Source organism: Pseudomonas sp. UBA5706, from assembly GCF_002419965.1.
GTDB lineage: Bacteria > Pseudomonadota > Gammaproteobacteria > Pseudomonadales > Pseudomonadaceae > Aquipseudomonas.
Genome location: NZ_DIHC01000029.1, coordinates 32,254 through 52,060, shown reverse-complemented (window position 1 = coordinate 52,060; position 19,807 = coordinate 32,254). Strand labels below are relative to the sequence as shown.

General features: G+C 61.6%; 20 protein-coding genes. 11 read left to right on the top strand and 9 right to left on the bottom strand.

The features are described from left to right. Positions 1-94: 94 nt before the first annotated feature. Positions 95-4,408, bottom strand: coding sequence for a DNA glycosylase AlkZ-like family protein (locus tag B3I26_RS13530; protein ID WP_296258298.1), 4,314 nt, complete (start codon positions 4,406-4,408; stop codon positions 95-97). 160 nt (positions 4,409-4,568) lie between these two features. Here B3I26_RS13530 and B3I26_RS13525 point away from each other — a divergent pair, with 160 nt between their 5' ends. Then, the gene (locus tag B3I26_RS13525) at positions 4,569-5,453 is read left to right on the top strand and encodes a sugar nucleotide-binding protein (protein WP_296258296.1); all 885 of its coding nucleotides are present in this window, start codon (positions 4,569-4,571) and stop codon (positions 5,451-5,453) included. Next, a complete protein-coding gene (locus B3I26_RS13520) occupies positions 5,446-6,375 on the top strand; it encodes an NAD-dependent epimerase/dehydratase family protein (protein WP_296258295.1) in 930 nt (309 codons plus the stop codon). Before B3I26_RS13525 ends, B3I26_RS13520 begins: the two co-directional genes overlap by 8 nt. A gap of 355 nt (positions 6,376-6,730) precedes the next feature. On the opposite strand, the gene B3I26_RS13515 is transcribed toward B3I26_RS13520, so the two are convergent. The 5 genes from B3I26_RS13515 to B3I26_RS13495 form a co-directional block, all read right to left on the bottom strand. Then, a complete protein-coding gene (locus tag B3I26_RS13515) occupies positions 6,731-7,417 on the bottom strand; it encodes an OmpW/AlkL family protein (RefSeq protein ID WP_296258294.1) in 687 nt (228 codons plus the stop codon). 223 nt (positions 7,418-7,640) lie between these two features. Beyond that, on the bottom strand, positions 7,641-8,144 hold the full coding sequence (locus B3I26_RS13510) for a DUF3299 domain-containing protein (protein WP_409522069.1): 504 nt from the start codon (positions 8,142-8,144) through the stop codon (positions 7,641-7,643). A 28-nt stretch (positions 8,145-8,172) separates the two neighbouring features. Then, entirely contained in the window at positions 8,173-9,438 is a 1,266-nt protein-coding gene (locus B3I26_RS13505) for an ABC transporter permease (RefSeq protein WP_296258292.1), read from the bottom strand. Position 9,439: 1 nt separating this feature from the next. Then, a complete protein-coding gene (locus B3I26_RS13500) occupies positions 9,440-10,150 on the bottom strand; it encodes an ABC transporter ATP-binding protein (RefSeq protein WP_296258291.1) in 711 nt (236 codons plus the stop codon). 64 nt (positions 10,151-10,214) lie between these two features. Further along, positions 10,215-10,790, bottom strand: a complete 576-nt coding sequence (locus tag B3I26_RS13495) for a DUF2796 domain-containing protein (RefSeq protein WP_296258290.1) — start codon at positions 10,788-10,790, stop codon at positions 10,215-10,217. A gap of 135 nt (positions 10,791-10,925) precedes the next feature. On the opposite strand from B3I26_RS13495, the gene B3I26_RS13490 reads away from it, so the two are divergent. Next, a complete protein-coding gene (locus B3I26_RS13490; RefSeq protein ID WP_296258289.1) occupies positions 10,926-11,279 on the top strand; it encodes a hypothetical protein in 354 nt (117 codons plus the stop codon). A 145-nt stretch (positions 11,280-11,424) separates the two neighbouring features. Here the strand turns inward: B3I26_RS13490 and trxA are convergent, their stop codons facing one another. From trxA to B3I26_RS13475, 3 genes are all read right to left on the bottom strand, one after another. Further along, entirely contained in the window at positions 11,425-12,297 is an 873-nt protein-coding gene (gene trxA / locus B3I26_RS13485; RefSeq protein WP_296258288.1) for a thioredoxin, read from the bottom strand. A gap of 181 nt (positions 12,298-12,478) precedes the next feature. After that, positions 12,479-13,132 carry a class I SAM-dependent methyltransferase gene (locus B3I26_RS13480; protein WP_296258287.1) on the bottom strand — a complete coding sequence of 218 codons (654 nt, stop codon included), beginning with the start codon at positions 13,130-13,132 and terminating at the stop codon, positions 12,479-12,481. Continuing rightward, the gene (locus tag B3I26_RS13475) at positions 13,129-13,581 is read right to left on the bottom strand and encodes a YbaY family lipoprotein (protein WP_296258286.1); all 453 of its coding nucleotides are present in this window, start codon (positions 13,579-13,581) and stop codon (positions 13,129-13,131) included. The genes B3I26_RS13480 and B3I26_RS13475 overlap by 4 nt, the downstream gene beginning before the upstream one ends. Positions 13,582-13,744: 163 nt before the next feature. Here B3I26_RS13475 and nrdR point away from each other — a divergent pair, with 163 nt between their 5' ends. The 8 genes from nrdR to B3I26_RS13435 all read left to right on the top strand — a co-directional run bounded on the left by nrdR (position 13,745) and on the right by B3I26_RS13435 (position 19,807). Further along, entirely contained in the window at positions 13,745-14,209 is a 465-nt protein-coding gene (gene nrdR / locus B3I26_RS13470; protein ID WP_165869747.1) for a transcriptional regulator NrdR, read from the top strand. Between the two features lie 2 nt (positions 14,210-14,211). Next, positions 14,212-15,351, top strand: coding sequence for a bifunctional diaminohydroxyphosphoribosylaminopyrimidine deaminase/5-amino-6-(5-phosphoribosylamino)uracil reductase RibD (ribD, locus tag B3I26_RS13465; RefSeq protein ID WP_296258284.1), 1,140 nt, complete (start codon positions 14,212-14,214; stop codon positions 15,349-15,351). A 46-nt stretch (positions 15,352-15,397) separates the two neighbouring features. Continuing rightward, positions 15,398-16,069, top strand: a complete 672-nt coding sequence (locus tag B3I26_RS13460; protein ID WP_296258283.1) for a riboflavin synthase — start codon at positions 15,398-15,400, stop codon at positions 16,067-16,069. Positions 16,070-16,086: 17 nt separating this feature from the next. Beyond that, on the top strand, positions 16,087-17,178 hold the full coding sequence (gene ribBA, locus B3I26_RS13455) for a bifunctional 3,4-dihydroxy-2-butanone-4-phosphate synthase/GTP cyclohydrolase II (RefSeq protein ID WP_296258282.1): 1,092 nt from the start codon (positions 16,087-16,089) through the stop codon (positions 17,176-17,178). 147 nt (positions 17,179-17,325) lie between these two features. After that, entirely contained in the window at positions 17,326-17,802 is a 477-nt protein-coding gene (ribE, locus tag B3I26_RS13450; protein WP_037017809.1) for a 6,7-dimethyl-8-ribityllumazine synthase, read from the top strand. Then, positions 17,799-18,299 carry a transcription antitermination factor NusB gene (gene nusB / locus B3I26_RS13445; protein WP_296258281.1) on the top strand — a complete coding sequence of 167 codons (501 nt, stop codon included), beginning with the start codon at positions 17,799-17,801 and terminating at the stop codon, positions 18,297-18,299. Before ribE ends, nusB begins: the two co-directional genes overlap by 4 nt. Positions 18,300-18,335: 36 nt before the next feature. Next, positions 18,336-19,301: a thiamine-phosphate kinase gene (thiL, locus tag B3I26_RS13440; RefSeq protein WP_296258279.1), complete on the top strand. Its 966-nt coding sequence runs from the start codon at positions 18,336-18,338 to the stop codon at positions 19,299-19,301. Beyond that, positions 19,298-19,807: a phosphatidylglycerophosphatase A family protein gene (locus B3I26_RS13435; protein WP_296258278.1), complete on the top strand. Its 510-nt coding sequence runs from the start codon at positions 19,298-19,300 to the stop codon at positions 19,805-19,807. The genes thiL and B3I26_RS13435 overlap by 4 nt, the downstream gene beginning before the upstream one ends.

Sequence of the window (19,807 nt, the reverse complement as noted above, 5' to 3'; positions counted from 1 at the left end):
GAAAGCATGGGTTCAGACACGAAATCGATGACTGACCCAGCGCACTCGCTAGCAAGCCCGCTCTCACAGATTCGATATTGACTACAGGAGGCGGTTATCTGAACAACCGGTCTCGCACCTGCAACATCATCCCGGCATCCAGCTCGCCCCAATACTGGGGTTTGCCCGCCACGATTGCGGCAATGGGTACGCCGTCGCGGTACACCAACCGATTGCCCACCACTGCCGCGACCTTTGCGCCCGGCAGCAAAGTACCCGCCAGATTCAGCGGATCGACACCACTTACCGCGATCAGGCTGCCATCCAGAGGCCGTTTGCGGACCTCTCGCAAAACCGGAATCGCCTCTGGCAAGGCGAATTGCTCACCGGCAAGCCCGGCGATGAATCGCCCGCCACGAATGTCACCTCGCGCCTCCAGGCGATGGAAAGTGCGCAGCAACTCGCGCCAGCTCGGCAACCAGTCCGCTTCACGCTCCAGCAGGCGCCAGAACACCACGCCATAGCGGCGCAGCAATGTCATAGCGATATGCTCCAGCGTATCGCTGTCCAGCCTTCGCGGCGATGTGGTCTCGGCAGGAGGCGCTCGACGCAACAAGGCCCAACGTCCCGCGTCGTCCATTCCTCCGATGAACGCTCCGCGATTGCGCCGGCTGGTATGGGTAGCGCGCTTGCTGGCGGGGGTGATCAGGGCGCGCAGTCCGGCAAAGCTGTCGGCGTTCACCAGGCCTGCGCCGACCAGCTCCTGCAATGCGTTCTCCAGTTCGGCGCGTAGCAGATGGGCTTCGCTCGTCAGTTCATCGAAGAACATCGCGCCTTGTGTCGCCAGCACTTCGTGAACCCGTTGGGCGCGCAAAGACAATTCGGTGGGCGCCGGTTGTTCGGTCAGGCCGCTCCACAGGCGCACCTGCGAGCGGGGTAGCAAAACGATGGGCGTACTGCGTAATGCAGCGCTGCCCACCTTGCTGCGATTAGTCAGACGCATCCACACCACTTTGCCGGACCGGCACAGGTCATCCAGCCAGTTCTGGGAATAATCCTTCAGCCGCGCCGGCAGAATATCGCTGTCCCATGCGCCCGCTGCTGCCGAGAAGCCTTCCAGCTGATCGACGACTTGCGGCAATGCCGCTTTGCCCTGGCTCTGTGTCGAGGCAGACAGATGCTGCCAATCGAATAGAAAACGCATGAAATCCTGCAGGGAGACAGGCTCGATTTCCCGACGCAGGCGCTTGACCGTGTAGCGATGAATGCGCGACAGCAGATGCCGTTCACACCATTGTTCTTCGTTGGCGCCGGGGCTGAAACGCCCGCGCAGCACATAGCCTTCGCTTTCCAGTCGGGCCAATGCCTGTGCGACATCCAGGGGGGCCAGCCCCAGCGGCTGCGCGATGTCCGGCAAGGTCAAAGGCCCAAAGCCGCTTAGGCGGGCGCGGACGATTTCAACCTTGGCCTCGTCTTCGCTCCAGACTTCATCGAAGCCTGGCAACACGACCAGGGGCGGATGCATTTCAGCGGCGGGATAAACCGCCTGCAGGCAGGCCAGACGTTCCAGAGCGATCCACAGCGCCTGCTCGGGCGTGACTTGCAGGCGTGTGGCGCGCCCGGAACGGGCCAGGCTCTCCAGCCACTTCATCCACTCATTTTGGTCACGTGCCTCCGAGCCGCTGACACATCCCAGGCTCATCAGCGCTTCGTGCATTTCATCGATGTTCCGGGGTTGGGGCCAGGCTTCGTCGGCCACCGCAACGATGGCCTCCGCGTCCAGCGCGCCCAGATCGTCGGTCGACTCCGGATCGCTCCAGCGGCGATTAAGCACAGCTTGAGTGCGACGTTCTTCCAGCGGCGCATCGTCAAGGAAGGTGTAAGGTTTTGCGTTGAGAATTTCCGCCGCCAGCGGGGAGGGCGCGGGCAGGTCGCGGGCGATCAGGCGCACCTGGCCGGTTTCCATGCGCCGCAGCAGCGTCAGCCAGCCATCGGCGTCCATGGCTTCATGCAGACAGTCGTCCAGGGTCTGTTCGACCAGCGGGTGCTCCGGGATTTCGCGTTCCCCGACGAGGTTTTCCAGGCAGGCGATCTGATCCGGGAATACCGTCGCGATCAGGTCTTCGCTCTTCATGCGTTGCAGTTGGGGCGCGACCTTCCGCCCGCCCGCGTAGCGTGGCAGGGCCAGCGCGACGCCAGCGTTCCAACGCCAGCGCACGTTGAACAGCGGCGCATCCAGCACTGCTTGAATCAGGATGTGCTCGGCGCTGTTGGAATGCAGGTGACGCCAGACTTCATCCAGCGCAAAGCTGTGGCTGGTGGACAGCGAGAGCACGATAGCGTCTTCACTGGCGGCGGCCTGCAATTCGAAATTGAAGGTGCGACAGAAGCGCTTGCGCAGCGCCAGACCCCAGGCGCGGTTGATGCGACTGCCGAATGGCGTGTGGATCACCAATTGCGTGCCGCCGGACTCATCGAAGAAACGCTCCATGACCAGCGTGTCCTGCGAGGGCAAAGCGCCGAGGGCCGAGCGCGCTCGCGCCAGGTATTCGACCAATTGCTCGGCGCTGTCCAGCCCCAGGCCCAAGGTGGTCATCAGCCAGTCAACGCAGGGCCGCAGATTGCCAGGATGCTCGCCAAGCTGCTGATCGATGTCGGCCTGTAAACGAGCGACCGCAAACGAAAGCTCATCGCTGCGTCCTGGCGCTTCGCCCATCCAAAACGGGATATTTGGCGGGACACCTTGCGCATCCTCGACCCTCACCCGGCCTGATTCGATGCGCAGGATACGATAAGACGTATTGCCTAACTGGAAGACATCACCCGCGAGGCTTTCCACGGCAAAGTCTTCGTTGACCGTGCCGATGTTCAGCGCTTGCGGTTCAAGCACCACGCTGTAATCGGCATTGTCCGGAATCGTGCCACCGCTGGTGACGGCGGTGAGTTTGCTGCCGCGCCGCCCCCGCAGCGTACGGGTCACGGCGTCGCGATGCAGATAAGCCGCGCGCACGCCCTGACGCCCGCTGTAGCCTTCGGCAAGCATGCTCAACAGGGCCTGATAATGGCCTTCGTCGAGTTCGGCGTAGGGCGATGCCTTGCGAAACATCGCCAGCAGCGCCTGTTCTTCCCACTCCTGGCAACTGACCTCGGCAATGATCTGTTGCGCCACGACGTCCAGCGGCGCCTTGGGAATCACCAAGGTGTCGAGCTCGCCGCGGCGTACGCAATCGAGCAATGCGGCGCATTCGATCAGGTCATCACGCGAAATGGCGAATAATCGGCCTTTTGGCGTGCCGCCCACATGGTGGCCGGAGCGACCCACACGCTGCAGGAACGATGCGATGGAACGCGGTGAACTGATCTGACAAACCAGATCGACATCGCCGATGTCGATCCCCAGCTCCAACGAGGCAGTGGCGATCAGCACTTGGAGATCGCCGCGCTTTAGCCGCTGCTCCGCATCCAGCCGCTGTTCCTTGGCCATGCTGCCGTGGTGCGCGGCCACAGCCTCTTTGCCCAAGCGCTCGCTGAGAAAGCGCGCCATGCGCTCGGCCAGACGCCGGGTGTTGACGAAGATCAGCGTGGTGCGGTGTTCGCGCGCCAGTTCCGCGAGACGATCGTAAACCAGTTGCCATACATCATTGGCCATGACCGCTGTCAGCGGCACGGGAGGAACCTCAATGGCCAAGTCCCGCGGTCGGGCATGGCCGATATCGACAATGGCGCAAGGCCGGCAGACCGGGTCACTGCCGACCAGAAAGCGCGACACCCGCTCAATGGGTTTTTGCGTGGCCGAAAGCCCGATGCGCAACAGCGGCGTGTCACACAATGCCTGCAACCGCTCCAGACTCAGCGCCAGATGACTGCCGCGTTTGCCGCCGGCGATGGCGTGGATTTCATCGATGATTACCGTTTGCGTACTCGACAGCATGCGACGACCGGAGTCCGAGCCCAGCAGCACGTACAGTGATTCGGGGGTGGTGACCAAAATGTGCGGCGCGACCTTGCGCATCGCATTGCGCTCTTTCTGCTGCGTGTCACCGGTGCGTACGGCAGTACTGATGCGCAACCCCGGCAGGCCCTGTTGCTCAAGCTGCGCGGTGATCCCTGCCAATGGGTTCTGCAGGTTGATCTGGATATCGTTGGACAGCGCCTTAAGGGGTGAAACATAGACCACGAAGGTCTGATCGGGCAGCTTGCCCTCCATTTCCAGACCCTGGTGCACCAGATCGTCGATCACCGCCAGGAACGCGGTCAGGGTTTTGCCAGAGCCGGTGGGCGCGGCGATCAGCGTGGACTGACGGCGCTTGATCAACGGCCACGCCTGCGCCTGGGCTGCGGTAACGGCCGGGAACGTCTGCTTGAACCAGGCACTGACGGCTGGATGAAAGTCGTCGAGCACTGGCGCGAGAGTTTGGGTAGGGTTCATGAGCCTGTTTATGAGGGTGAACGGTAAGGGATGCAAGGGCCGGTGATCGGCGGTGGTCTCAAGGGCGGGTTATTGGGCCAAACGCATACAACGTGTTATGTTTGCGACCGTTTTTCACCTATTTTTTCAATTGAATTCCAAGACCGAGCCTGCTGACTCTATGCGAATGCGCCTTATGTTGTTGGGCGGCGGGAATGCCCTTGGGCAGGCGTTGATCCGTCTGGGTGCCGAGGAGGACATTGGCTTCCTCGCACCGCGTCCACCGCAAGACGGGTGGGATGCGGCAAGCCTGACGCAACTGCTCGATGACACCCGCCCCGACGCCTTGATCAACCTTGCGTACTACTTCGACTGGTTTCAGGCACAGCGTGTGAGCGCTGAACGACTGGACTCCCAGGAACGCTCCGTCGAGCGTCTGGCCGAACTGTGCCAGCACCACAATATCGTTCTGGTTCAACCTTCCAGCTATCGCGTATTCGATGGCTCGCGGGCAACTGCCTACAGCGAGAAGGACGAACCCGTGCCCATGGGCTCTCGTGGTCAGGCGCTTTGGCGCATCGAACAGAGTGTGCGCGCCGCTTGCCCGCAACATGTGCTGTTGCGTTTCGGCTGGCTACTCGATGACAGCGCCGACGGTGTGCTAGGACGATTCCTGACCCGCGCAGAGACCACCAACGAATTGCTCCTGGCCGATGACCGTCGGGGCAATCCGACCCCCGTGGATGACGCCGCGCGGGTGATTATTTCAGTGCTCAAGCAGCTCGATTGTGCGGCGCCATTGTGGGGCACCTATCACTACGCAGGTCACGAGGCCACCACGCCGCTGGCGCTGGGCCAGGCGGTCCTCACGGAGGCGCGTCTGGCGCGCACCCTGGCCATCGAAGCGCCGACCGCGCAAGCGCACGCCGCCAGCCCCGATGCCGCCGAAGAGCCGCAAAACGCCGTGTTGGCCTGCAAGAAAATCCTCCATACCTTTGGTATCAAGCCCCGCGCATGGCGTGCCGGTTTGCCCAGCCTACTGGATCGCTATTACCGTCATGTCTGAAGCTCCTGTTCTCATCACCGGCGGCGCCGGTTTCATCGGTTCGCATCTGGTTGATGCGCTGCTTGCTAAAGGCTACGCAGTGCGCGTGCTCGATGACCTGTCTGCCGGTAAGCGCAGCAACCTGCCGCTGGACAATCCTCGGGTCGAACTGATTGTGGGTGATGTGGCCGATGCGGCATTGGTGGCGCGGACTGCGTTGGGGTGCCAGGCGGTGGCGCATCTGGCGGCCGTGGCCTCGGTGCAAGCCTCGGTGGATGACCCGGTCAAAACCCACCAGAGTAACTTCATCGGCACCTTGAATGTCTGCGAGGCCATGCGCCACGCCGGCATCAAGCGCGTGGTGTTCGCCTCCAGTGCCGCGGTGTACGGCAACAATGGCGAAGGTGAAGCCATTACCGAGGACACGCCCAAAGCGCCGCTGACGCCCTACGCGTCGGATAAACTGGCCAGTGAGCACTATCTGGACTTCTACCGCCGCCAGCATGGCCTGGAGCCGGTGATATTTCGCTTCTTCAACATTTTTGGGCCTCGTCAGGATCCTTCTTCGCCGTATTCCGGGGTGATCAGCATTTTCGCCGAACGTGCCGAGAAGGGCCTGCCGATTTGCGTGTTTGGCGATGGCGAGCAAACCCGGGATTTCTTTTACGTCGAAGATTTGGTCGATCTTGTCATGCAGGGATTCGAACTGCCCGTCGTCGAGGAGGGCGCGGTCAATGTTGGCCTGAACGCCACCACATCGTTGAATGAGTTGTTGGCAGCATTTGGCCGAGTGGTGGGAAGTGTGCCGCCGGTGACGTATCTGCCGGCGCGCTCGGGGGACATCAAGCATTCCCGTGCTGACAATCAGCGTTTGCTCACACGCTTCAAGGTGCCGGAGCCGACGCCCTTGGCCGTGGGCCTGGCGCGCCTGATGGGACGCTGAAACAAATTAATGGGCCCGACGCTGATCCCCTGGACCTCCCTTTTAGCGCCTCTTATCGACTGTCCGGCAACTGGGTGGCTTCCCCCGAATTGACAGTGGAAAGCAGCACCCCTGATTGTCGAGCGCTCTGGCTTCGGGCTGCCCGCCGCGCATGGGCTGAACTTCCCAAAGAGCCACAATGCCGCGCCTGAAAGGGACGCGGCAAGATCGTTGCAGCACACCTTGATCAACCGATGACCCATGGTTATCGACGCGGCTCTGGCTTTTACAAACCAGAAAGCCCGACATGCGTCGGGCTTTTGATGTTCACGCCACAGTGATCTGGCGTTGCGCCAGCTGCTGTTCGTTCAGGCTTTTAGAACTTGTAGCCAACGCCGACCATGTATACCCAAGGATCGATATCCACATCCACCTTGGTCTTGCCGACGCTCAGTGCCGACGGGCCGTCGACGCTGGCCTTGGTATCGATATCGACGTACCAGACCGAGGCGTTGAGCATGATGCGATCGGTCAGCATGTAGTCCATGCCAACCTGGCCGGCCAGACCGACTGAGTCCTTGAGCTTCAGGTTGCTGAAGCCCTGGTCCTTGCGCTCGCCGCTCAGGTCAGTGTCAAAGAACTTGGTGTAGTTCAGGCCGACACCGGCATAAGGCTGGAACTTCGACGAGGCGTCCATCGGGTAGTACTGCAGCGACAGGGTCGGCGGCAGCTGTTTGACGTCTGCGAGTTTGCCGTCGAGCCCTGGGCCAAGGCCCTTGACGCCGATGGTGTGGCTGAAAGGCGTGGCGGCCAGCAGTTCCAGGCCGACGTGATCGGTCAGCATGTAGGCGAAGGTCAGGCCCAATTGTGTCGAGTTGTCGGCAGTGGCTTTGGTGCCGGACACCTTGGTCCCGTCGAGCTTGATATTGCCGCTGTCTTCGTTGGGGTTCACCCGCGCCGCGCCTGCGCGCACGATAATGTCGCCAGCCGTGTGGGCTTGAGCGGCAATCGGTGTGCAGAGGGCCAGCGCAACGAGAGATGCACCAAGCAGGGACTTGTTCATGGAGGGCTCCGAAAGGGCGTTTAAAAGTGATGCCCTATGTTACGAAGCGTCTGGAACCAGGGTTTTGACTTGGCTCAATGAAAAGTCGATCAGATGGAGGTCTTTGGAACTTTGTCGACCGCAAGCTCGTCCCGATCCCGGTTGTGGCCGGACCATACGCATGATCGATCAACAGGCCTGTCGCCCTGCTGCTGCAGATCGGACATCCGATCCAGACGCTTGGCTACTGATCCGGTAGCTCATAGACCAGAATCTTGTCCGCCTCCATCTGATACCCGGCGTCGGCCAGTTCGCTGGTGCTGGATTTGACCTGCATCGGCCCTTCGATCCAGTACGGCTGGTACAACTCGTCCACCTTCACCCCAAGCCCGCTGGTGACGTGGACGATCTGGTTCGGCGGCGGAGGCGGCACGTGGATACACGCGCCGAAATACGGCACCAGCAAAAACTCGGTCACGCGGCCTTCTTCACTGACCTCCAGCGGGACGATATAGCCCGGCAGGCGCACCCTCTCACCGTCCAGGGATTTCACCACCGGAGCGTCAGGCGCCAGTTGATGGGCGGCAGGCGCCGATTCCACCGATAAAGCGTCGGCCATGTTCGACAGATCGTGGATAGGCGCGGTGATCAGCTTTACCGGCGGCGCGTCCGGCGGGATCATTTCCTGCCACGTCAGCACCCGTAAGTCCTGCCCCCAGGCGCTGGACGCAATCAGCAGGGACAGCATTACCCACAACCTGCGCATCACAACGCCCTCATAAGCGAATCGACAGACCATCGGCCAGCGACTGGCGATAGGCCCGCCAGGCAGGCACGACGCCCATCAGCAGCGCTGCGCAAAGAATGCCGCCGAGCAGCGTCCATTCGTAAGCGCTGGGCAGTGACAGTGGCAGGTACAGACCGTAATTGGCCTGCACGTAACCCTGCGCGGCAGCGATGCCGATGTACAGCAGCGCCAGACCGCTGACCGTACCCGCAAGCGCCAGGGCAAATGCTTCAAGGATCAGCAGGCTCGCAACATGCCAGGGCCGTGCGCCGACCGAACGCAGAATGGCCATTTCCCGACGCCGTTCGTTGAGGCTGGTGAGAATCGCGGTGAGCATGCCGATCAACCCTGTCAGTACCACGAACAGCGAAATCACCAACAGCGCGTTTTCCGCCGTGCCCATCAGGCTCCACAGCTCCTGCAAGGCCACTCCCGGAAGGATTGCCAGCATCGGCTCGCCGCGGAACTCGTTGATTTCGCGCTGCAAGGCGAACGTGGAAATCTTGCTATTCAACCCGAGCATGAAGGCCGTGATGGCGGTAGGCGTCAGGTCCATGTTGCGCGCCTGATCGGCGCTGATACGTCCGTCGCCCCAGGCCGGCACGCCGTTGTGCCAGTCGATATGAATCGCTTCCATGCCGCCGAGGCTGATATGCAGCGTGCGGTCTACCGGAGTGCCCGTGCGCTTGAGAATACCCACTACGGTAAATGGCTTGTCGTCGTGCTTGACCAGGCTCACCACGGCCACGCCATGGGCCAGCACCAGCTTGTCGCCGAGCTTGTAATGCAGGGCGTCGGCGACTTCGGCACCGAGTACCACTTCGAAAGGATCGCTAGCGAACGGGCGCCCATCGGCCAGCTCCAGATGCTGCTGGCGCCCGTACTGATAGTGCTCGAAATAGGCTTCGCTGGTGCCCATCACCCGATAGCCGCGATGGCTGTCGCCTAGGGAAATCGGAATCGCCCACTTCACCTGCTTGCTGCTGGCGAAGTGTTCGAAACTGTCCCAGCGGATATTGTTGGTGGCATTGCCGATGCGAAACACCGAGTACAGCAGCAGATTGACCGAGCCGGAGCGGGCGCCGACGATCAGGTCAGTGCCACTGATGGTGCTGGCAAAGCTGGCGCGGGCTTCGGTACGTACCCGCTCCACGGCCAGTAGCAGGCAGACAGACAGCGCGATGGCGAAGGCCGTGAGAAAGGCGGTAAAGCGGCGGTTAGCGAGACTGGCCAGTGCCAGGCGAAGAAGATACATGTCAAGCCTCGGTGGCGACGGCGGCGCGATTGAGTTCGGCCAGTGACAGGTTGCGGTCGAACCACGGCGCCAGGCTCTGATCATGGCTGACGAACAACAGGCTGGAGCCGGCCTCGCGACATTCGGCAAACAAGAGCTGAATGAAGGCTTCCCGGGCGTCGGCATCCAGCGCCGAGGTCGGTTCGTCGGCGATCACCAGCTCAGGTTGACCGATCAGTGCGCGAGCGGCGGCGACGCGCTGTTGCTGGCCGATGGAAAGCGCATCGGCGCGGCGGTCGAGCAATGTCGCATCTTTCAAACCCAGGTGCGCGAGCAAGGTAGCAGCGGCTTGGTTGACGCTGCCGTGACGCTGCGTCGCCCGTTGAGCACGCAGCTTCGAAAAGTGGCAGGGCAGTTCTACGTTTTCCCGCACGCAGAGGAACGGCAGCAGATTGAATTGCTGAAAGATGTAGCCGGTGTGATCGACGCGAAAGCGGTCGCGGGCACCGGCAGAGAGCTGTGCCAGCTCCTGACCGAGCAGACGGATGCTGCCACGATCGGGCTTTTGCACACCGCCAAGCAAGCCCAGCAGCGTGGTTTTGCCGCTGCCACTCGGGCCCTTGAGGAACAAGGTTTCGCCAGGCTCGAGGCGAAATGCCGGAATGTCCAATAACGGCGCGTGGCCCGGCCAGGTGAAGCCGAGGTCGGACAGCTCGATGAGTGCTTGAGTCATGGCCTGAGTCATTTCTAAAAAGTGAACGACCGGAAAAGTCCGGTCGTGCGTGCAGAGGTGGTGCTTAGAACTTGACTAAAGGGTTGCTCGGCCGCAGCTCGGCGCCCAGTTGGCGTTTCTGTGTCACCAGCTGTACCTCAATGGTCTGGAAAGCAGGGAAGCTTTTGAACAGTTGGGTCAGGTCCAGCTTGTTCAGTACGGCCGGCACGGCACAGGTCAACTGATAATGACCTTTGATATCGCTGTGTTCATGCGCGTCGGCATCGCCGTCAACATGGCCATGACCTTCGGCCTTGTCGCCGAACAGCGGGCCTTCCAGCGTCTGCTTGATCACCGTGCACTCGGCCGCTTCAGGAATGCTGAACAGGCCGTGGGGTTTGAGCAGGCTTTCCCGCGCGAGGGCCAGCGTCGCCTTGTCTGCGTCGGAGGTGGCGGGGTGTTCGAAGCCGACGACGTTCATGGCCGGGGTGTCCAGCTCCAGCTCCAGCGTGCGGCCTTCCAGCGCCATGTCCAGACGCGCTGCACCATGCACATGCGCGCCCAGGCTGCCGTGCCCATGATCGTGGTCATGCGCATCTGCGGCGCAGGCGATGGCAAAAGGAAGCAGCGCGAGAGGCAGGGCGAGTAGCAAACGGCGCATGAGGAAGGGCTCCAGGAAAGGGTCTAAAATTGTTATGTGATCTTATAACAGTACGTTACGCGGTTTCTTAACTTTTTTGTTTGTGGGTCGCGTGCTGTGGGACCATGCCACATCGCCAATCAGAGGAAACACATCATGCTGCGAATCCGTGGAACCGTTGGCGACCTGCCGGTGGATCTGACTGTGGAGATGGACGACAGCGATTGGGCAAAGCTGGGCGCGCAATTCGGGACCCCAATGCAAGACAGCAATCCGCACAGTACCGCGCCGGTCAAACCGTTGGCCACTCGCAACGATGCCGTCTGGGACATCGCTCAGGAGCTGCTGCGCAAGGCCGGGCACATGAGCGGCCCTGATCTGCTCGGACAGCTGGAAGGGCTGGCGGGGAGTACAGCGGCAGGCAAGCGCCTGATGGTGCGCATGCGTCACAGCGCCAACGTCAGAGTCGAAAGCCAAGGCGATGCGCCTGAGTATCACTGGGTGGAATGATTGTTTTCAGGACAGAACACACTCTCCTATGGGAGCCAATTCATTCGCGATGCATTCCAGACGACGCATTGTATCGGCTGCGCGATTTTTCGCGAATGGACTCGCTCCCACAGAGGGAGGAGGGGCAGTCTGCTGAGTCGCGACGTCAGTACAATGCCGCGAACAGCTTGCGGCGATAGGTCGTCACCAGCGGGTGATCGTTGCCCAGCAGGTCGAACACCTGCAGCAGCGTTTTGTGCGGCTGACCTTCGTTGTAGCTGCGGTTGCGGATGAACAGTTTGAGCAGGCCCTCCAGCGCAGCGTCGTATTGCTGACGGGACAGTTGCTGAATCGCCAGTTGATGGGCCGCTTCGTCGTCCTGCGGGTTTTGCGCCAGACGGGCCTTGAGGTCGGCGACATCCGGTAGCGCAGCCGCCTCTGCAAGGAAGGTCAACTGGGCTTTGGCGCCTGCCAGCGCCGCTTTATGATCATCGCCTTTAACCGCATCCAGCACGCTGCGGGCTTCAGTCAATTCACCACGCTCTGCCAGGCAACGCGCATACAGAATCAGTGCCGCTGCGTTGGTGTTGTCCTCGCTCAGAATGGTCTGCAGAACAGCTTGCGCTTCGGCGAAGTGGCTCTCGGCAAACATCGCCTGGGCCGTTTGCAAGGGATCGGCCGCAGCCGGAGGCGGCAGCTTCACATGCGGCTCAAGCAGTTTGCGGATTTCGGACTCCGGTTGCGCCCCGGCGAAACCATCGACGGGCTGGCCGTCCTTGAACAGCACCACGGTTGGCAGGCTGCGAATGCCGAAGCGCCCGACGATGTCCTGCTCGGCGTCACAATCGACCTTGGCCAACAGCAACTCGCCCTGATAACTCTCGGCTATCTGCTGCAGCAGTGGCATCAGCACCTTGCACGGCGCGCACCACTCGGCCCAGAAATCTACCAGCACGGGTTTGTGAAACGAATTCTCGATGACCAACTGATCGAACGTGGCAGTGGTCGCATCGAAGATGTACGGCGTGTCCTGGCTCATCGCAACTCTCGAAAAAAGACTCATTGGCGGCAACTATAAAGGGCCGGGGGCATTGTCGGAAGCGGGGCGCGAGATCTGCACGCAAATGGATGATGCGCATGGTTGCTTCTGATTCTGGCCGCAGGCCCTGAGAGCAAAGCGGAGTTCCACCGCCTGCGGTCAGAAGCAGTGCCTGTCGTGATCATCGCACTGCGTGATAAAGGCTCACTCGCCGAAACTCCCACGGCTCGGCCAGATCCGGCAGGGTCAGTGCTTCAACAATGCCCAATCGCTGATAAGCAGGATGCTGAAAATCCCGCACCCGCGAATCGGCCACCAGTGCCGCCTTGCCGCGAGTCAAAAACTGATCGAGCAACGGCAGGTTGGCGCGGTCATAGAGCACGTCTGCCACCAAAATCAGATCGAAGCGGTCTGCCTCGGCAAAGAAATCCGCACAATAGCCGAGCGTCACCCCGTTGAGCTGTGCATTCGCCTTACAGGACTCAATCGCCAGCGGATCAAGGTCGCACGCCACGACCTCCAGCGCGCCGGCCTTCATTGCCGCAATGCCCGCCACACCCGATCCAGCGCCAAAGTCCAGCACGCGCTTGCCTTGGACCCACTGCGGCTGCGCGGCAAAAAACCGCGCCAGTGCCAGCCCACTGGCCCAGCAGAAACTCCAGTAGGGGGGCTCGTGCAAAATGCGGCGGGTTTCTTGCGCGTTGAACGCGCGATCCATGTTCAGCGCGTCGATTAACCACAGCTTCAGATCAGTACCCGGCAGCGGCTCGGCGACCAGACGAGCATCGCCCAATAGCTCGCTCAACGCGGCTTGCAGCTGAGGCGGTGGTGTCATGGCATCTTGAAAAGTTGCAGTTGGCCCAGCGATTGGGTTTCAGGTTTGGAGATCAGTACCGATGGCAGATGCAGAATCAACTGTCCGGACTGACTGGCACGTCCGCGCAACTCTACCCTGGCGCCTATGGGGAAGGCCTCGGGGTTGAAGCGCAACTGGAACGGCAACGATTGATTATTGCCCGTGAGCTTGGTGCTGCTCAGCAGCTTCTGCGGACGATTGCGATCATCAATGACCAGCAGCGCCAATTCGACTTCAGCCCCCGCCGGGATGCCAAGCAGCTGACCGCTTATCTGCCGCTGGTAGGGCAGCAGTGGACCGGGGCCCTCGGGCAGCTTGATCGCGTTGGGCGCAGGCTTGGCAGGGGCTGCAGATTTGGGCGGCTCTGTGGAGCTACAGGCGGCGAGCAAACCGAGCAGGCTGATGACAGCAAGCGAACGTAGCGACATGAACAGCTCCAGCAAATCAGGAAGACGGGTGGGATGACGCAGTATCGCCGAGGGCGACGGATTTGGCTGCACCGGGTGCGCGTCTATATACCTCAAAGCCCGAGACTTGTCTTGCGGGCGGGATGCGCTACCATGGCCCTCCCTTTTTTTGTTGCCTGCCACCATGCACTGTCCCTTTTGCGGTGCCAACGACACCAAAGTCATTGACTCGCGCCTTGTCGCCGAAGGCGATCAAGTTCGCCGCCGTCGTGAATGCGTTGCCTGCGGCGAGCGGTTTACCACCTTCGAAACCGCCGAACTGGTTCTGCCCCGGCTGATCAAGCAGGACGGCAGCCGTCAGCCGTTCGATGAAGAAAAGCTGCGCGCCGGTATGCAACGCGCGCTGGAGAAACGTCCGGTCAGCGTTGAAAGGCTGGAAGCGGCGCTGGCGCACATCAAGAGCAAGCTGCGAGCGACCGGCGAGCGCGAGGTCAAGTCCTTGATCGTCGGCGAGCTGGTGATGGGCGAGCTGCAGAAACTCGACGAAGTGGCGTACATCCGCTTTGCTTCGGTGTATCGCCGGTTCCAGGACCTCAACGAATTTCGCGAAGAAATCGACCGACTGGCCCGCGAGCCGGTTAAAGAGTGAGCATGTTCACCACAGAGCAAAATGTGCTCGACGCCTTTTATATGGCGCGGGCGCTAGAGCTGGCGCGTAAGGGTGTCTACTCCACACACCCCAACCCTCGGGTCGGCTGCGTGATCGTGCGCGAGGGCGAAGTGGTGGGCGAGGGCTGGCACGTGCGCGCAGGCGAACCTCATGCCGAAGTCCATGCGCTGCGTCAGGCCGGCGAAAAAGCCAAAGGCGCCACGGCGTATGTGACGCTTGAGCCCTGCAGTCATCACGGGCGAACCCCCCCATGTGCCGACGCGCTGGTCAATGCCGGGGTCGGTCGCGTGGTCGCGGCGATGCAAGACCCCAATCCCGATGTCGCCGGGCGTGGCCTGCTGCGACTGATGAATGCCGGCATCGCCGTGCAGAGCGGCGTTCTGGAAAGCGAGGCGCGGGCGATCAACAAGGGTTTTCTCAAACGTATGGAACATGGCCTGCCGTATGTGCGGGTCAAGCTGGCGATGAGCCTCGACGGTCGCACGGCGATGGCCAGTGGCGAGAGCAAATGGATTACCGGCCCCCAAGCGCGATCGGCGGTCCAGCGTTTGCGGGCGCAATCGAGTGCGGTGCTGACTGGCGCCGACACCATTTTGGCTGATGATGCCCGTCTGACGGTGCGCCCCGATGAACTGGGCCTGGACGCGGAACTGACCGCGCTGGCCGTGACGCGTACGCCGTTGCGCGTGCTGGTCGATGGTCGCCTGCGTGTGCCTCTGGATGCGCCATTTTTCAGGGCTGGTAATGCATTGGTTGCGACCTGCGCGGCGGCGTCCGCCCGCGAGCGTTATCAGGCGCAGGGGCACGAATTGCTAGCGCTGCCCAGCAGCGGCGGGCATGTCGACCTGCGCAAACTGTTGGCCGAGCTGGCAACACGCGGCGTAAACGATGTTCTGGTCGAAGCCGGCCCCAAGCTTGCCGGTGCGTTCACCCGCCAGGCGCTGGTCGATGAATTCCAGATATTCGTGGCAGGCAAGTTCATGGGTTCATCCGCGCGTCCGTTGCTGGAGTTGCCGCTGGCGCAGATGAGCGAGGCACTGGCGTTGAAAATCATCGACATGCGCGCCGTGGGCAGTGACTGGCGAGTCACTGCAGTACCTGCCCTCGACCCGAGCGTATAATTCCGGCTTTCGCTTTTAGCGCTGGCCTTGTTCTCCCGGAGGACCCATGTTTACCGGCATTATCGAATCCATTGGCAGCATCCGCGCCCTGACCCCTAAAGGTGGCGACGTCCGCGTTTATGTAGAGACCGGCAAACTTGACCTTTCCGACGTCAAGCTCGGCGATAGCATTGCGGTCAACGGCGTGTGTCTGACCGCCGTCGAACTGCCTGGCGACGGTTTCTGGGCTGATGTGAGCCGCGAAACCCTGGACGTCACCGCGTTCGTCGATCTGAAGACCGGCAGCCGCGTGAATCTGGAAAAGGCCCTGACCCCGACCACTCGCCTGGGGGGGCATCTGGTCAGCGGTCACGTCGACGGCGTCGGCGAAGTGCTGTCCCGTGAAGAAAACGCGCGTGCGATCCAGTTCCGCATGCGCGCCCCTCGGGAGCTGGCCAGGTACATCTCGCATAAAGGCTCGATCACGGTCGACGGCACCAGTCTGACCGTGAATGCCGTCAACGGCGCCGAGTTTGAACTGACCATCGTGCCGCACACGCTGGCCGAGACCATCATGGGCGACTATCGCCCGGGCCGTAAGATCAATCTGGAAGTGGACCTGCTGGCGCGTTACCTGGAGCGTCTGCTGCTCGGTGACAAGGCTGCCGATCCGACTCCGGCACAGGGTGGCAACATCAGCGAAAGCTTTCTGGCCGCCAACGGCTACCTCAAATCCTGAATCGAAGGGGGTGCCGAGTGGCGCTCAATAGCATCGAAGAACTGGTTGAAGACATTCGCCAAGGCAAGATGGTTATCCTCATGGATGACGAAGATCGCGAAAATGAAGGCGATCTGATCATGGCCTCCGAGTGCGTCAGGGCCGAGCACATCAACTTCATGGCGCGTTATGCCCGTGGGTTGATCTGCATGCCCATGACCCGCGAGCGCTGCGAAACCCTGAAACTGCCACTCATGGCGCCGCGCAACGGCTCGGGTTTCGGCACCAAGTTCACTGTTTCCATCGAAGCCGCTGAAGGCGTGACCACCGGGATTTCCGCTGCCGACCGCGCGCGTACCGTGCAGGCCGCTGCTGGCAAGGACGCCAAGGCCGATGACATCGTCAGCCCTGGCCACATCTTCCCGCTGATGGCCCAGGCAGGCGGCACCTTATCCCGCGCAGGCCACACCGAAGCGGCGTGCGATCTGGCGCGCATGGCGGGCTTCGAGCCTACGGGTGTGATCTGTGAGGTAATGAACGACGACGGCACCATGTCCCGTCGCGCAGAACTCGAGGCGTTTGCTGCTGAACACAACATAAAGATTGGCACCATTGCCGACCTGATCCATTACCGAATGATCCACGAGCGTACCGTTCAGCGGATTGCCGAGCAGCCGCTGGATACCGAACAAGGCCAGTTCAACCTGGTGACCTTCCGCGATTCGGTCGAAGGCGACGTTCACCTGGCCCTGACCCTGGGCAAGATCTGCGCAGAAGAGCCAACCTTGGTTCGCGTGCATAACATGGACCCGCTGCGCGACCTGCTGTTGGTCAAACAGCCGGGCCGCTGGAGCCTGCGCGCCGCCATGACTGCGGTGGCAGAGGCGGGCAGTGGCGTGGTTCTGCTGCTCGGTCACCCCCTCGATGGCGACGCCGTCCTGGCCCATGTCCGGGAAACCGCAGGTGCTGCGCCGGTGAAGGTGCCGACCACTTACAGCACCGTCGGTGCCGGTTCGCAGATCCTTCGCGACCTGGGCGTACGAAAAATGCGCCTGATGAGTTCGCCAATGAAGTTCAACGCGATATCCGGTTTCGATCTGGAAGTTGTAGAATACGTGCCCTCCGAATAAAGACCGGCAGTCGATAGACCGTGCAAGCACCGATGCTTCCACGGTTTTTGTCCCTGCGGTCGCCGATTCGTGGCCTAAAATCCCTGCAAGCGCGCGCCTGATGCGCGCTTGCATGCTCTTTAATACGAGAACACGAGACTCAGCCGAATGACCCTGAAGACCATCGAAGGTACCTTCATCGCCCCCCAAGGTCGCTATGCCCTGGTGGTTGGCCGCTTCAACAGCTTCGTCGTCGAAAGCCTGGTGAGCGGTGCCGTTGATGCCCTGGTTCGCCATGGCGTGAGCGAAAGCGATATCACCATCATCCGCGCGCCGGGCGCGTTCGAAATCCCCCTGGTCGTGCAGAAGGTCGCTCAACGCAGCGAGTTCGCCGCGATCATTGCTTTGGGCGCAGTCATTCGTGGCGGCACCCCGCACTTCGAATACGTGGCTGGCGAGTGCACCAAGGGCCTGTCTCAGGTCTCCATGGAGTTCGGTGTGCCGGTTGCCTTCGGCGTGCTGACCGTTGACTCCATCGAACAAGCCATCGAGCGTTCCGGCACCAAGGCCGGTAACAAAGGAGCAGAAGCTGCCCTGTCCGCCATCGAGATGGTCAGCCTGTTGGCGCAGTTGGAGGCCAAGTGATTAACGACGATAGCGATCAGTTCAACCCGCGCGACCCTCGCCCGGCCGACGCTGGCAAGCCCTCAAAGAGTGAAAAACGCCGCGCTGCCCGCAAGCTCGCCATGCAGGCGCTCTATCAGTGGTACATGGCTAAGCAGTCGTTGAATGAAATCGAAGCGCAGTTTCGGGTCGACAACGACTTCAGTGATGTCGATGCGGCCTACTTCCGTGAAATCCTGCACGGGGTCCCGGCCAAGAAGGTCGAGATCGACGCGGCGCTGACACCTTGCCTGGACATCACCATCGAAGCGTTGGACCCGGTTGAACTGGCCGTACTGCGGCTGTCGACCTGGGAACTGATCGATCGCATTGACGTGCCGTACCGTGTGGTGATCAACGAAGGCATCGAGCTGGCGAAAGTCTACGGCTCCACCGACGGTCACAAGTTCGTCAACGGCGTGCTCGACAAGCTGGCTCCGCGTCTGCGCGAAGTCGAAGTCAAGGCTCACAAGCGCTAAGGCGTCTGGGCCTCCAGATCCTCCAGCGTTGATGCCATGGGCGAGTTCGAGCTGATCCGCAATTACTTTGCCGCTGCGCCGTGTGCGCAGCCAGGCATGGGCGTCGCATTGGGGATCGGCGACGACTGCGCCCTGTTGTCGATGAACCCCGGCGAACAGCTGGCAATCTCCACCGACACACTGGTCGCCGGGGTGCATTTCCCCGAGGTCTGTGATCCCTTCCTGCTGGGCCAGCGTGCCCTCGGCGTCTCTGCCAGTGATCTGGCAGCCATGGGCGCAAGTCCCCTCGCATTCACCCTTGCCCTGACCTTGCCGGAGGTTTGCGCCGATTGGCTCCAGGCATTCGCCCGCGGTTTGAACCAGATGGCCCAAGGCTGCTCCATGCGCCTGATTGGCGGCGACACCACGCGCGGCCCTTTGAGCCTGACCGTGACGGTTTTCGGTACGGTCCCGACGGGGCAGGCGCTGACCCGTAGCGGCGCCCGGCCGGGGGATCTGCTGTGTGTCGGGGGCGCCTTGGGTGACGGCGCTGGCGCGCTGCCGTTGGTGTTGAACCAGCGCAGCACCGAGGCGTCTACCACACAGGCGTTGCTGGCGCGCTACTGGTCGCCGCAACCTCAGTTGGCCCTGGGGCAGGCGTTGCGCGGCAAGGCGACATCGGCGCTGGACATCTCCGACGGGCTGCTCGCCGATTGCGGACACATCGCGTCGGCTTCCGGCGTACGCTTGTTGGTAGAGCGTGACAAGGTACCAATGTCTGACGCGCTGCTGGCATTTTTCAACGCCGACGAAGCGCTCAATGCCGCGCTCAGCGGCGGCGACGACTACAGACTCGCGTTCACGCTCCCGGCATCATTGCTGGCTGACCTGGTTGCCGCTGGCTGGCCGATTTTTGTGATCGGTCGGGTGGTCGAAGGGCAGGGCGTGGGATTAATCGACGATCGAGGGCAGGACGTCACTCCGTTGACTCGGGGTTATCAACATTTTCGGGAGACACGGTGACAGATCATCCTAATCAAGTCCCGGCGGAAAACGTTCCGCCATCGGTGTGGACCAACCCCTGGCACTTTCTGGCCTTTGGTTTTGGTTCAGGTACCTTGCCCAAGGCGCCAGGTACCTGGGGCTCCATGGTGGCCGTGCCGTTCATCCCGCTATGGCAGATGCTTCCTGACTGGGGTTACTGGCTGATGCTGGGCGTCACCATGCTGTTCGGCTTCTGGCTGTGTGGCAAGGTGGCCGACGATTTGCGTGTGCACGATCACGAAGGCATCGTATGGGACGAAATGGTCGGCATGTGGATCACCCTATGGCTGGTGCCCGAGGGCTGGGTCTGGCTGCTGGTGGGTTTCCTGATGTTCCGCTTCTTCGACATCCTCAAGCCTTGGCCTATCCACTGGATCGACAAGCACGTGCACGGCGGCGTCGGCATCATGCTGGACGACGTTCTGGCCGGGGTTTTCGCCTGGTTGGCGATGCAGGGTCTGGTCTGGGTGTGGGGCGTCATATAG